Annotated in this window: 12 protein-coding genes; 8 read left to right on the forward strand and 4 right to left on the reverse strand. The window is 59.8% G+C overall.

Features of this window, described 5'->3' with window-relative positions:
• Positions 1–53: 53 nt before the first annotated feature.
• From pstB to phoB, 3 genes are read left to right on the forward strand one after another with little or no spacing between them, the layout of a single operon-like run.
• On the forward strand, positions 54–869 hold the full coding sequence (gene pstB, locus WNZ14_RS06740) for a phosphate ABC transporter ATP-binding protein PstB (protein ID WP_342867808.1): 816 nt from the start codon (positions 54–56) through the stop codon (positions 867–869).
• Between the two features lie 46 nt (positions 870–915).
• A complete protein-coding gene (gene phoU, locus WNZ14_RS06745; RefSeq protein ID WP_342867809.1) occupies positions 916–1,638 on the forward strand; it encodes a phosphate signaling complex protein PhoU in 723 nt (240 codons plus the stop codon).
• A gap of 29 nt (positions 1,639–1,667) precedes the next feature.
• On the forward strand, positions 1,668–2,351 hold the full coding sequence (phoB, locus tag WNZ14_RS06750) for a phosphate regulon transcriptional regulator PhoB (protein ID WP_342868532.1): 684 nt from the start codon (positions 1,668–1,670) through the stop codon (positions 2,349–2,351).
• A gap of 128 nt (positions 2,352–2,479) precedes the next feature.
• Here phoB and WNZ14_RS06755 read toward each other — a convergent pair whose 3' ends face one another.
• Both WNZ14_RS06755 and WNZ14_RS06760 read right to left on the reverse strand, forming a co-directional pair.
• The gene (locus WNZ14_RS06755) at positions 2,480–2,797 is read right to left on the reverse strand and encodes a hypothetical protein (RefSeq protein ID WP_342867810.1); all 318 of its coding nucleotides are present in this window, start codon (positions 2,795–2,797) and stop codon (positions 2,480–2,482) included.
• Between the two features lie 194 nt (positions 2,798–2,991).
• On the reverse strand, positions 2,992–3,516 hold the full coding sequence (locus tag WNZ14_RS06760) for a GcrA family cell cycle regulator (RefSeq protein WP_342867811.1): 525 nt from the start codon (positions 3,514–3,516) through the stop codon (positions 2,992–2,994).
• Positions 3,517–3,992: 476 nt separating this feature from the next.
• Between WNZ14_RS06760 and WNZ14_RS06765 the strand changes: the two genes are divergently transcribed.
• The 5 genes from WNZ14_RS06765 (at position 3,993) to WNZ14_RS06785 (ending at position 12,109) form a co-directional block, all read left to right on the forward strand.
• On the forward strand, positions 3,993–5,186 hold the full coding sequence (locus tag WNZ14_RS06765; RefSeq protein WP_342867812.1) for an aspartate aminotransferase family protein: 1,194 nt from the start codon (positions 3,993–3,995) through the stop codon (positions 5,184–5,186).
• A gap of 14 nt (positions 5,187–5,200) precedes the next feature.
• The gene (gene argF, locus WNZ14_RS06770; protein ID WP_342867813.1) at positions 5,201–6,124 is read left to right on the forward strand and encodes an ornithine carbamoyltransferase; all 924 of its coding nucleotides are present in this window, start codon (positions 5,201–5,203) and stop codon (positions 6,122–6,124) included.
• Between the two features lie 111 nt (positions 6,125–6,235).
• Positions 6,236–7,228: an Hsp33 family molecular chaperone gene (locus WNZ14_RS06775; RefSeq protein WP_342867814.1), complete on the forward strand. Its 993-nt coding sequence runs from the start codon at positions 6,236–6,238 to the stop codon at positions 7,226–7,228.
• Between the two features lie 85 nt (positions 7,229–7,313).
• The gene (locus WNZ14_RS06780; RefSeq protein WP_342867815.1) at positions 7,314–8,699 is read left to right on the forward strand and encodes an efflux RND transporter periplasmic adaptor subunit; all 1,386 of its coding nucleotides are present in this window, start codon (positions 7,314–7,316) and stop codon (positions 8,697–8,699) included.
• Positions 8,696–12,109: an efflux RND transporter permease subunit gene (locus WNZ14_RS06785; RefSeq protein ID WP_342867816.1), complete on the forward strand. Its 3,414-nt coding sequence runs from the start codon at positions 8,696–8,698 to the stop codon at positions 12,107–12,109. Before WNZ14_RS06780 ends, WNZ14_RS06785 begins: the two co-directional genes overlap by 4 nt.
• A 6-nt stretch (positions 12,110–12,115) precedes the next feature.
• Here WNZ14_RS06785 and WNZ14_RS06790 read toward each other — a convergent pair whose 3' ends face one another.
• Positions 12,116–13,573: a TrkH family potassium uptake protein gene (locus tag WNZ14_RS06790; RefSeq protein WP_342867817.1), complete on the reverse strand. Its 1,458-nt coding sequence runs from the start codon at positions 13,571–13,573 to the stop codon at positions 12,116–12,118.
• On the reverse strand, positions 13,570–13,962 hold the full coding sequence (gene apaG, locus WNZ14_RS06795; RefSeq protein ID WP_342867818.1) for a Co2+/Mg2+ efflux protein ApaG: 393 nt from the start codon (positions 13,960–13,962) through the stop codon (positions 13,570–13,572). The genes WNZ14_RS06790 and apaG overlap by 4 nt, the downstream gene beginning before the upstream one ends.
• Positions 13,963–14,036 lie beyond the last annotated feature (74 nt).

Below are 14,036 nucleotides of genomic sequence, written 5' to 3' on the forward strand. Positions count from 1 at the left end.
ATTTGAAACAATCAAGCCCTGAGTATACTGACATTGTTGAAGGGAAGACGGAGATGAACATCATGACTGAAGCGGCTACTGAAAAAGCGGTCGACGCAGCGATCGAGGAGTCCGCAATCAAGATGCGCGGTACCGATGTCAGCGTATTCTACGGCGAAAAGCAGGCGCTGTTTGATGTCAATCTGGATGTCCGCAAGAACAGCGTGACGGCGCTGATCGGTCCGTCAGGCTGCGGCAAGTCGACGTTCCTGCGCTGCCTCAACCGGATGAACGACACCATCGATGTCTGCCGGGTCAAGGGCGAGATCACGCTCGAGGGCGAGAACATCTACGCGCCGATGATCGATGTCGTGGAGCTGCGCGCGCGGGTCGGCATGGTGTTTCAGAAGCCAAATCCGTTTCCCAAATCGATCTATGAAAATGTCGTTTACGGCCCCCGCATTCACGGTCAGGTTTCAACGCGCGCAGAGATGGATGAAGTTGTCGAACGCTCCCTGATCAAGGCCGGCCTGTTCAACGAGGTCAAGGATCGCCTGCAAGAGCCGGGAACAGGTCTTTCCGGGGGACAGCAGCAGCGGCTTTGCATTGCTCGCGCCATCGCGGTCAGCCCTGAAGTCATCTTGATGGATGAACCGTGCTCGGCACTTGACCCGATTGCGACAGCGAAGGTCGAGGAACTGATCGACGAACTCCGCGTCAACTACACCATCGTCATCGTCACCCACTCGATGCAGCAGGCTGCCCGTGTCTCGCAACGTACGGCCATGTTCCATTTGGGCAATCTCGTGGAGGTCGGTGCAACAGACAAGATGTTCACCAATCCGGATACCAAGCTGACCCAGGACTACATCACCGGCCGCTTCGGCTAATGCGACCGCCTTTCGCATAATGATTACAGGATTGAAGGATCAAACCATGCCCGAAGCACACACAGTCACCTCTTATGATGATGAGCTCCGTTTCCTGACGCGCCGCCTGTCGGAAATGGGTGGCATAGCCGAGCGCATGGTCGCCGATGCCGTTGCTGCCCTGGTCAACGCCGACACGGCCTCTGCCCAACGTGTTATCTCCGAGGACCTGCTGCTCGACAACGGCGAGCGCGAGATCTACGACAAGGCGGTTCTGGTGATCGCCAAGCGCCAGCCGATGGCGTCGGATCTGCGTGAGATCATCGGTTCGATCCGAATTGCTTCCGATCTCGAGCGCGTCGGCGACCTGGGAAAGAACATCGCCAAGCGGGTGATCGCAGTTCACACCATGGCGCAGCCCCGCAAGCTGGTTCGTGGGCTGGAGCATCTGGCTGAACTGGCCCTGACCCAGCTCAAGGAAGTTCTGGATGCATTCGCCACCCGCTCGCCGGGCCTCGCCAATTCGATCCGCGAACGCGATGAGGAGATCGATGCGATCTACACCTCGCTGTTCCGCGAATTGCTGACCTACATGATGGAAGATCCACGCAACATCACTGCCTGCACGCACCTGCTGTTCTGCGCAAAGAACATCGAGCGCATTGGTGATCACGCCACCAATATCGCCGAGACCGTCTATTACGTCGCCACCGGAGAACAGCTGGCAGCGGATCGTCCCAAGGACGACGAGACAGCCAGCATGGTCGCGCCCGCCCCGGGCGCAGACTGACCGCATCACGGAGTGCATGCACAATGGCAATGAGCCCCCGTATTACTGTGGTTGAAGACGAAGAGGCACTCTCGGTGTTGCTTCGCTACAACCTGGAAGCTGAAGGCTACGATGTTGACACCGTTCTTCGCGGTGACGAGGCCGAGATCCGGCTGCAGGAGCGCGTCCCGGATCTTCTGATCCTCGACTGGATGCTGCCGGGCATTTCAGGAATCGAATTGTGCCGCCGCTTGCGCGCTCGGCCTGAAACCGAGCGCCTGCCTATCATCATGCTGACGGCGCGTGGCGAGGAGAGCGAACGGGTTCGCGGACTGGCAACCGGCGCGGATGATTTCGTCGTCAAGCCGTTCTCCACGCCCGAACTGCTGGCGCGTGTAAGGGCCATGCTGCGCCGCGCGCGGCCGGAAACGATTTCCAGCCTGCTCAAGGTTGGCGATATCGAGCTCGACCGTGAAACCCATCGCGTGAAGCGTCGGGGCCGCGACATCAAGCTTGGACCGACGGAATTCCGACTGCTCGAATATCTGATGAGCTCGCCGGGCAGGGTCTATTCCCGCGCGCAACTGCTCGATGGCGTCTGGGGCCACGACGTCTATGTCGACGAGCGCACGGTCGATGTACATGTCGGCAGGTTGCGCAAGGCGGTCAATCTTTCCGGCATGCGTGACACCATCCGCACAGTGCGCGGTGCCGGCTATTCGATCGAAAGCTGACGCCTGCCAATACCACTTTCTGCGGCGTCGCGCCTCCAGACGAAGGTGCGGCGCTATGCAGTCGTGAGCCGGCGCTCCTGCCTCGCCGGTTTCAAGCCACACGGCTGGTGCACCTGCTTTTTGCAGACTTAGGGTATGGTGACTTTCAAGACATCCGACGTCAATTCACTGCCAAGCTCGACGATGCCAGTCTGCTTGTCCATGATGCAGATGTAGCTGACCGTGGCATCGGCACCCTTGGCTTTGCCGCTCAACACTGCAAGACCAAAGCTCTCGGATCCGAATGGATCAACCACAGCCGCCGCAGCCTCCAGCATCGGCTCAGCGGCTTTGAGACACTCTGTGCGAACGGTCTCGGCGAATTCGGCCCATGCGTCATCCGAAGATGCTGCAGCAGACAGGGTGGCCGCGAGTAAGGCAGCAAGAGCAATGACAAGGTGGCGCATCGGTTGGTCCTTTCGCTGCAGGGACTGCTGGCAAGCAAGAGCTATGGAAAGCCCGGCGGCGCTCCCAATGTGCGCTCTGATTTCGTTTCATGAGAGAATATATCAGAAAAACGCACGCTGACATCTGCGACCATCACAAAAACAAGGAGCCCGGGCGATCAACCCGGGCTCTGGCAGTCTTTACAAGATGGTATTCAGCGGGCGCGCTTGCGCTCGCTTGATGGCTGGAAAGCCATCTTGGCGTGATAGCCGCAATATGGCGAGGCATCGCCTGAATCATTGCCGCAGAAGTGGAATCCCTCCTGCAACGGATCGCCGACCGGCCATTTGCAGGTCCGTTCCGAAAGCTCAATCAGAGAAAGCCTGCGCGAAATCGGCACGACCACGTCGTCCATCGGACGGACGTCAATTTCTTCAGTCGCGACAAAGTCCAGGTCTTCCTTGAGCTGGGCTCCACCGCTTGAGCGGCTAACAGTGCGGGTTGCCTGCGTTGCGGTCCGGCCTGCGTAATTTGGAGCGCGGGGCGCCGCAGTTGTACGCTTGGTGCGCACAGATGCCTGTCCGCCGCTCTTGGCGCGGCCAGGAAGATTGAGCCGGTGCACCTTGCCGATCACAGCGTTGCGGCTCACGCCGCCCAGTTGTGCTGCGATCTGGCTAGCGCTGAGCCCGTCCGCCCAGAGTTTCTTGAGTCTTTCGACCCGTTCATCAGTCCAGTTCATGCAATGCTCTCCCTGTATCCCGTCTTTCGGGATGTCAGAATCCCTCAACGTCGCCCCGGACGACCGGAGCTTGAACACTCGGTTACAATGAGGTGAATAGTGTCCGCCGCGAACCTCTACTTCATGGGCTCAACTTAGTGGTCGGCGGACTCCGTGACAAGAGTCAGCCGAATCATGCTGATTCCTTTTTGCGGTTTTCCCCAACTTACGCGGCCAATATGAAATCTCACCCTTAAGTGGGTCCGTGTCGCCGATCGCATCGAAAAACCGCCCTCTGGAAGTGTTCGAAATCCGCTTGGGGCGTGTGGGCGCTGTGTCTCATTGACACGCAAGACCTAAATGTAAATAGTGACCGGGCCGCCCCGGAATGGGCGGCATTTTGGTTTTTCGGCATGTCCTGTCGTGCGGGTCGCTGCGGCGTTCGCAAGGCAAGGGCAATGTACTGTTGTCCGTTCTCAAGTGGGGAGAAAAGCGCCATGGCCGATGCCAAGCCGCTTTATGATACATATAACCGTGTTCCGATCGTGTTCGAACGTGGAAATGGTGTGTGGCTGGAAACCCCTGAGGGCGAGCGCTATCTCGATTTTGCTGCCGGCATCGCGGTCAATTCTCTTGGCCACGCCCACCCGCATCTGGTCGAGGCGCTCAAAGCCCAGGCCGACCGCGTGTGGCATCTCTCGAACCTTTTTGAAATTCCGGACCAGTCCCGCATGGCGCGGCGCCTCACTGAGGTGACATTTGCCGACAAGGTGTTTTTCACCAATTCCGGTGCTGAAGCGCTTGAATGCGCCATCAAGACGGCGCGGCGTCATTTCTATGTCAACGGCCAGCCGGAGCGGTACGGTATCATTACCGTTGAAGGCGCTTTTCACGGACGGACCCTCGCGACCATCGCCGCTGGCGGCCAGGCAAAATACCTTGAGGGCTTTGGTCCGAAGACTGCGGGCTTTGACCAGGTGCCTTTTGGCGACCATGAAGCCTTGAAAGCGGCGATCAATGAAAACACCGCGGCAATTCTGGTAGAGCCCATCCAGGGTGAAGGCGGTATTCGCCCTCTGCCGGTCGAATGCATGCGCGGTCTACGTGACTTGTGCGATGAGCACGGGCTGCTGTTGATCCTGGATGAGGTCCAAACCGGTGTTGGCCGTACTGGCAGACTGTTTGCCCATGAGTGGGCCGGTATCGAGCCTGACATCATGGCTGTTGCAAAGGGAATAGGCGGCGGCTTCCCCTTTGGCGCTTGCCTGGCGACCGCCAATGCCGCTGACGGCATGACTGCGGGCACCCACGGCACCACTTATGGGGGAAACCCGCTTGCAATGGCTGTCGGCAATGCCGTGCTTGATGTCATTCTCGAAGAGGGGTTCCTTACCCACGTCAACGATGTGGCGCTGGTGATGCGCCAGGGCCTGGCATCGCTTAAGGACCGCTATCCGGATCTGATTGCCGATGTCCGTGGCTCTGGCCTGATGCTCGGCATCAAATGCGCAAAATCCAATACCGATCTGGTGATGGCGATGCGCAACGAGCATATCCTGGCGGTTCCGGCTGGTGACAATGTCGTGCGGCTGCTGCCGCCCCTGACCGTGACTGCCGAAGAAGCCCGCGAAGCGCTATCGAAAATCGAGGGCGCGCTCGATATGCTGTCCCGCAGCAGCTCAGCCAACTAAACGGACTGGAATCCATGACAAAGACCAAATCCGTCGGAACGAGCCATTTTCTCGACCTGTCCGCTGTCGGGGCGGACGACTTGCGCAAGATCATCGATGGCGCGCGATCGGCCAAGACAGCGATCGACGCCGACCGACCGCTCGCAGGCAAGATGCTGGCGATGATATTCGAAAAACCCTCGACCCGTACGCGCGTGTCCTTTGACGTTGGCATGCGACAGCTTGGTGGCGAGACCCTGTTCCTGTCGGGCACCGAAATGCAGCTGGGCCGTGCCGAAACCATTGCCGATACGGCAAAGGTTCTGTCGCGCTATGTCGACATGATCATGATCCGGACTCTGGATCATACCCGCATGCTTGAGCTCGCCGAGCATGCGACTGTGCCAGTCATCAACGCCCTTACAGATGACACACATCCCTGTCAGATCATGGCCGATATCCTCACGTTTGAGGAACATCGCGGGCCGATCAAGGGCAAGACGCTGGCCTGGACCGGTGATGGCAACAATGTTCTGCACTCGCTCATCGAAGGTGCGGGCCAATTCGGCTACCGCATGCAGATCGCAACGCCTTCAGGCTCGGAGCCCGACGCGAAATTCGTCGAATGGGCGCGCAAGCAGGGAGCCGAGATCGACATCAGCGCCGATCCGGATCAGGCCATCAAGGGCGCGGACTGTGTGATTACCGACACTTGGGTCTCAATGAACCAGGAGCACAAGGCCCGCGGTCACAATGTCTTCGTGCCTTATCAGGTCAATGAAGCACTGATGGCGAAAGCCAACCCGGATGCCCTCTTCATGCACTGCCTTCCCGCGCACCGCGGCGAGGAAGTCACCGACGGCGTGATGGACGGGCCGCAATCGGTGGTGTTTGACGAAGCCGAGAACCGCCTGCATGCACAAAAGGCGATCATGCGCTGGTGCATGGGCGTTTTGTAACACCTCTGGCGTTCGCCACTATCAGTACCTATATGCCCGTTTGAAATGTGAACCCGGACCAGCCCTCATCGATTGGCCAGGTTCTGTCACGAAGAACAATCGGAATTGATGATGGAAACCGAAATCCAGACCCACGGTGAACCTGTTTTCGCCGGAGATGACCGCGTTCTGCCGTTTGAGGTGGATGGCCTCGACGTGCGTGGCCGCACCGTACAGCTCGGTCCGATGATCGATGCGATCCTTGCCCGGCATTCCTATCCGGAGCCGGTCGCGCGCCTGCTGGCCGAAGCCATAGCGCTGACAGTGCTGCTTGGCACCTCGCTCAAGTTTGAAGGCAAGCTGATCGTCCAGACAAAGGGCGACGGTCCGGTTGATCTGGTTGTCGCGGATTTCACCACGCCTGGGAACCTGCGCGCCTATGCCCGTTTCGACGAGGAGCGCCTTGCCGCAGCCGAGGCTGCTGGCGCGACGAAGCCCGCCGAACTGCTGGGCAACGGCATCCTGGCTTTTACCATTGATCAGGGCGCCTACATGCAGCGCTATCAGGGCATCGTCGAGATGAAGGGCGAGACGCTTGAGGAGATGGCCGAAACCTATTTCCGCCAGTCCGAGCAGATCCCGACCATCGTTCGCCTGGCCGTAGCAGAACTCATCGACCGCGACGACGAAGGCAAGCCGCGCCATAGCTGGCGTGCGGGCGGGATTGTTGTCCAGTTTCTGCCTCAGGCGCTGGACCGGATGCGCGTCCCGGACCTTCCGGGCGGCGATGTGCCGGAAGGTGTTGAAGGCATTGTCCATGATGAGGATGACAGCTGGGCGGAGGCCAAGATACTGGTCAGCACGGTTCAGCCCGGCGAACTGACCGATCCCGAAGTCGGCGCCGAGCGCCTTCTCTACCGGCTGTTTCATGAACGTGGAGCGAAGGTTTACCCACCCGTGCCGGTGTTCGACAAGTGCAGCTGTTCGCGGGAACGGCTGGGCGAGGTTCTGGGCGGCTTCTCGGAAGAAGAGCTCAACGAAAGCGTCGAAGACGGCGTGATCACCGTGCAGTGCGAGTTCTGTTCGACCGCCTATCGTTTCGATCCCGCTGAAATCCGCGGCTGACAGGCAGTCGGCAGGAACATGACCAAACTTTAATTTGCCATGCGCCGTCATTGCGTTACCTGTTTATCTTCAACGGAGTAACTTGATGCTCGACAAGGCCGATAATCGCTTGGACCTGCCGACGGACCTCAATGGCGCAGCAGCTGCGCCGAAGCGCCGGGGTTTTGTGCGGCCATTGGTGCAGATCGCACTGATGGCACTGGTGCTTGCTGGTGCCTGGGTGGCGATGGAGCGCTTGGCGGCCTCAAAGAAGGAACGTTCGCCAAGGCCATTTACACCATTGGTCTACACCGTCGAGACGACCAAGGCTGAACGCGCTGATAACCGGCCCGATATCCGGCTCTACGGTCAGGTCGACACCGGCCGCAATGTCGATTTGCGCGCGGCGGTGAGCGGCGACGTTGTCGAAATCCATCCCGACCTTGTCGCCGGTCGGCGTGTGGCCCAAGGCACGGTACTGCTGCGTGTCGATCCTTTTGCCTATGAAGGAGCGCTGGTCGAAGCCCGCGCCAACCTCGCCTCAACCCGTGCGGCGATTGCCGAGATCGATGCGCGGCTTGCCTCCGAGCGCGAGCAGCTTGAAGCAGCGGATTCCCAGCTTGAACTCGGCCGATCCGACCTGGAACGAGCCCTGTCGCTCGTTGAAACCGGTGCACTGACCGACAAGGAGGTCGATGCAAGGCGACTGATCCTGTCCCAGCGCGAGCAGGCATCAAGCCAGCGCCGCAACAACATTCTGATCGCCGAAGCCCAGCGCACTCAGCAGGAGGCGAACGCCGAACGGCTGGAATGGAAAGTCCGTGAGGCGCAGCGCACACTTGAAGACACAGCGCTCGTCGCTCCGTTTGACGGGATCATTTCCGACGAAACAGTGGAGACCGGCCGCTCGGTCAACGCCAACGAGGTGGTGGCTTCGATCTATGACGACACTGCGCTTGACGTGAAATTCACCCTGACCAATGCCCAGTATGGCCGGATGGCGACGGACTCCGACCCTCTGGTTGGCCGCAAGGTTGAGTTGAACTGGACGGTTGGCGGCACTGCCTACACCTGGCCTGCGATCATCGACCGGATTGGTGCGCGTGTCACCGCCGAGCGCGGCGGCGTCGAAGTGTTCGCCCGCATCGGCGAGGCTGACAATCCGGTGCAATTGCGCCCCGGCGCCTTTGTCTCGCTCACCGTGCCGGACCGCATCTGGCCGCGAACCTTCCGGCTGCCGGAGACTGCGGTGCGCAATTCCGATCACGTCTTCCTGGTGATTGATGGCAAACTCGAGCGGCGCGACGTACGCCTGATTGCCTGGGACGGCGAGGATGCCATTCTGGAGGGTGATCTGACGGACGGCGAAACCGTGCTTGTCACACGCCTGACCGAGGCTTCCGAGGGCGTCAGTGTCCGTGAACCGTCTGGCGAAGCGACACCGTCTGAAACCTCTCCGGCACCCAACCCAAAACCGGATGCCGGTGAATGAGCGGCGGTGACGCGCAGGGACAAGGCATGTTTGCAAACCGCGGCCTGGTCAGCACATTCATTCGACACCCCAACGCCGCCAATCTTCTGATGGTGCTGATGATCTTGTTCGGCGCCTTTTCGATTGCCCGGATCAACACTCAGTTCTTTCCAACCATCGACCGACCTACCATCAGCATAGGTGTTGCCTGGTCCGGGGCGAGCGCAGAGGACGTGGAAACCAACGTACTGGCACTGATAGAGCCTGAAGTCCGCTACATCTCGGGCGTCGACCGCATGTCATCTACGGCAGCCGAGGGCTCGGCCACAGTGCGGCTCGAGTTTGTTGACGGCACCGACATGAGCCAGGCCATGACCGATGTCGAAACCGCGGTCAAAGCGGTTGGTAACCTGCCTGAGGATACCGAAGAGCCGACCATATCCAGATCGGTCTTTTTCGATACCGTTGCCAAGCTCGCAGTGTTTGGCAGTGCCGATGAAGTGGTCAAACGCGCCTGGGCCAAGCGCATGCGCGACGATCTCATCGACCGCGGTATCGACAAGATCAACTTTACAGGTCTGCGCGGCGCGGAAACCCGTGTCGAGGTTCCCGAGATCGAACTCCGCCGCCTCGGGATGAAGATTTCCGACGTCTCCACGGTGATTGCCGCTAATAGCCGCGACCTGCCGTCAGGAACGGTTGAGGGAGCAGTTGATCGTCAGTTGCGAACCCTGGCCGACGCGCAAGGCGCGCGGAAACTTGCTGATGTTGAGGTGAAATCCTTCACCGGGGGCGAAAAGGTGCTGCTCGGTGATATTGCAAAGATCACCGACGGCTTCGATCCGGATGACACGCGAGGCCTCGCCAGCGGTTCGCCCGCCATTGAACTCGATGTCCGGCGAGCCCCCACCGCCGACACCCTCAAGACCGCTTCGATCCTGTCGGCCTATGTCGACGAGATCACGCCCAAACTGCCCCCCGGCATCCAGATAGCCACCTATGAAGTCGCCTCCGATGCCCTGTCGGCACGGATCTGGCTGTTGGTGAAGAACGGTTTGGGCGGTCTCCTGGTAGTCGTGGCTATCCTGTTTCTGTTCCTCAATGCCCGCATTGCCTTCTGGGTCGCGGCCGGCATTCCGGTGGCGATGCTCGCCACCATCGGGATCATGTACGCCTCCGGCCAGACCATCAACATGATGTCGCTGTTCTCGCTGATCATGATGCTCGGTATTATCGTCGACGACGCCATTGTCGTCGGCGAGCACACAGCCACACGGCTTCAAATGGGTGACGATCCGCAAACGGCTGCGGAAAACGGCGTCGGCATGATGTTCACGCCCGTGATGGCGGCAATGACGACGACTCTCGCAGCCTTCGCGCCTATCCTGCTGATCGGTGATACCATCGGCCAGATGATGGCTGTCCTGCCGATGGTGGTGATCGCGGTGCTGGTCGCAAGCCTGCTTGAATGTTTCCTGATCCTGCCCGGGCATCTGGCCAACTCGCTGGCCGGGCGCAAGGCACCTGGCTGGTCATGGTGGCGCCAGTTCCTGATAGCACTCGTGGTGATGGTGCTCCTCACCGGCCTGTCAGGACGTTTGGCTGTCGATCTGGCACTCGGCGCTGATGACAGCGGCGTGCGCGCCGCCGCCCGAGCGTTTGCAGACCTGCCGCAGCTTGGCAGAATGGCCATCGTGGTGACGCTGTCGCTGGCTCTGGCAACGTTGATGGAATGGGTTTTGCTGGTGTTGCGCCGGCGAAAAAGCCGTTCCGGCGACCGCGCTGAGGACGCTGGAGAAAGTCGTTTTCGCCGCGCATTCGACAGTGGTTTTGACTGGTTCCGGGATGGCCCGTTCAACAGGCTGGTGCAACTGGCCTGGGACTGGCGTTATGTGACGCTGTCAATTGCCATTGCGATGGTTCTGGTGCTGGCGATCGGTCTGGCCCGATCCGGTCGTGTCGAATTCGTGTTCTTTCCCTCGCCAGAAGCCGAAAACATCTCCGGTACCGTCATTTTCAATGCTGGTCTGCCTGAAGACACGGCCCTCAAGGCAATTGCCGCTTATGAAGAGGCCCTGCGTGAAGCCGACGGTGCTCTCTCTGGCAGTGATCCTTCTTCCATCAAGGCGGTTTTCACGACCTTCGGAGCATCGAGCCGCAGCGGCAGCGCCACGGCCCGGATCAAGGTGCAGCTCACGACGTCAGAGGAGCGCGATGTCCGCACGACAGATATTGTCAATGCCTGGCGCAAGGCTGCCCCTGATATCGCTGGCGTTACCCGCTTTACCGTTGAACAATCGCGCGGTGGCCCACCGGGACGCGACATCGAAGTGCGGTTGCAGGGCGAACGTGTGTCGGCGCTGAAGACTGCTGCCGCCGATGTTGTGGCGCTGTTGTCAGGCGTCAACGGCATTACCGGACTGGATGACAATCTGCCCTGGGGCAAGCCGGAACTGGTGATGCAATTGACGCCGCATGGCGCAGCGCTCGGTTTCTCGATTGAGGATGTCGGCCGGCAGATCCGCAATGCGTTTGACGGATCGGTTCCGTTCCGCTTTCCGCGTGGCGATGACGAGGTGACGGTTCGCCTGGTTCAGAAGCCGGCTTCACCCGGTTCTCAGGCGCTGCGGGATTTTGAACTCAGAAGCCCTGGCGGCACCTTTGTGCCGTTGTCGGAAGTGGTCGACATGACCGAGCGCCAGGGTTTTTCAGCCATCCAGCGCCGCGACGGAAAAAGCACGATCTCTGTCACCGGTGACATCGACACAGGGCTCACGACCACCGGTGCTGTGGTCGAGCAACTGACAAACAGTGGCGACCTGGATCTTATCGCAGCCCGCCACGGTGTGAGTTACTCCTTTGGCGGACGTTCCGAGGAGCAGGAAAACGCCTTTGCAGATCTGCAGCTTGGTGTCGCCGTGGCGCTGAGCGTTATCTACATCATTCTTGCCTGGGTGTTTGCCAGCTACTGGCGGCCGATCGCGGTGCTGCTGATCATTCCGTTCGGCATTGTCGGCGCGATCTTCGGCCACTGGGTGCTTGGCTATCAGCTGACGATCCTGTCCTTCATCGGCCTGCTTGGTCTGGCCGGCATCCTCGTCAATGATTCCATCATTCTGGTGGCCCGGCTGGAGGAGCGCCGTACCGAAGGCGACAGCCTTGCCGAGGCCGCCGTCGGCGCAAGCCGCGACCGCTTGCGTGCCGTGCTGCTGACCTCGCTGACGACAATCGGCGGACTGTTGCCCTTGCTCTACGAGACCAGCCTGCAGGCACAGTTCCTGCTGCCGATGGCGATCACGATTGTCTTCGGTCTCGCCATGACCACGCTGTTGGTGCTCTTCCTCGTGCCGGCGCTCGTCGGGATCGGCGATGACATCGCGCGGGCCTTCTCCTACCTCTACGGCAGACGACCAGTCACGCAGCGCGCATGAGTTGTCTCAAGACCGCCAGAAGCGCGGCAGGAACAGCACCAGAACGGTGAACAGCTCGAGCCGCCCAAGCAGCATCCCGGCGGCCAGAAGCCATTTCTGAATATCGTCAAGCGACTGGAAATTTCCCGATGGGCCGATGATGTCGCCCAGTCCCGGACCGACATTGGAAAGTGCGGTTCCCGCCCCCGAAAGCGCTGTAATCGTGTCGAGGCCGCTCAGCCTGAGCAGGATTGCAAGCACTACGAATGAAGCCATGAACAGGAAGAAGAAGCTCATCACCGAGGCGATGACGCGATCCTGTATCGGCTTTCCATTGAAGTGAGCGCGGAACACGCCGTTCGGATACATGACCTGCGAAATGTGCTGTCGCACGGCCTCCAGCAGAACCTGAAACCGGAAGATCTTGATACCGCATGAAGTGGAGCCAGCGCAGCCGCCAACGAACATGATGATGAAGAAAAACGCCACAGCATGGGGGCCCCACAGGCCGTAGTCGGTCGAGGCATAGCCGGTTCCGGTAACAATCGAGACCACATTGAAGGCCGAGTGTCGCAGTCCTTCGAGTCCGATATGGTTTTCGCTGAAATGCGCCATCGTCCAGCCGGCAAGAATTGCCACGGCAAGAAAGCCCGTAAATGCCTTTACCTGCTGGTCGGCGATGATCGGCCGGAAACGCCCTTGCAGCATCTGCACATAGAGCAGGAACGGGATCGAGCCCAGAAACATGAAGACAATCGCGATCCATTCTACACCGGGATTGTTGAAGTACCCAATCGAAGCGTCTTTGGTCGAGAACCCGCCAGTTGCCACTGTCGTCATGGCATGAATCACCGCGTCATCCGCCGCCATGCCGACTGCCATGTAGGCAATGGCGCAGATCCCGGTCATGGCGATGAAGACCAACGTGATCGACATTGAAATCTGAGTCGCCCGTGGCAGGATCTTCTCGGCCGTGTCGAAGGCTTCTGCCTTGAACAGCTGCATTCCGCCGATCTGCAGCATCGGCAGCACGGCAATGGCCATGACGATGATCCCGAGACCGCCAAGCCATTGCAGCAGACCGCGCCAGAACAGAATTCCGGGCGGTGCGGTATCAAGCCCTGTAATCACGGTCGCGCCGGTGGTGGTCAGGCCTGACATCGATTCAAAGAATGCATCGGTGTAGCTCGGCACGATCCCCGACCAGTGAAACGGCAGGGCGCCGAAGGCGACCAGCGCTACCCACGACACCACCGTCATCAGCATGGCCTGCCGGGTCGACAATCCCTTTGGGATGCCGCGGTTGGCGGCAAACAGTCCGAGCCCGACCAGCATCGTCATCGTGCCCGCACTGAGAAAGATCATCCAGTCGTTATTGTCCGCCGCCAGATCAACCAGCGCAGGCAAAAGCATGGCGAAGCCGAGCGTGGCCACCAGCAAACCGGTCACCAGCATGACCGGCCGGAATTCGGAAAAAGCGGTCAATTCAGTGTTCTTGCCATGCCCGGCAGGTCCAGCGAAAATGCCGGGATTTCGACGTCGAACAGCTCGCCGGCGGCGGATTGCATCTGGTAGGAACCAACCATGACGCCCGATGGCGTATCGAGCGGACAGCCCGAGGAGTATTCATAGGTGTCTCCCGGACCGAGCACAGGCTGCTCGCCGACAACGCCGGGGCCACGGACCTCGTCGATGAGGCCGTTCTCATCCGTGATTCTCCAGTGCCGACTTTGCAGCTGAACAATCTGGTCGGAGTGATTGACGATGACAATCCGGTAACCCCAGACATAGCGTCCGTCCTCGGGGTCCGATTGGTCCTCGAGATAATAGGGTTCCACAGTCACTTCGATCTCACGTGTTAGCGCGCGGTACATCTGCCACTCCTTGCCACACTCATTCTACAGTGAAGTGCTTGCGTCAAGAGTTCCAGCGCTTCCAAAGCGGTCGT

The sequence above is a fragment of the Hoeflea sp. AS60 genome, assembly GCF_038900115.1.
In the GTDB taxonomy this organism is placed as follows: Bacteria; Pseudomonadota; Alphaproteobacteria; order Rhizobiales; family Rhizobiaceae; genus Hoeflea.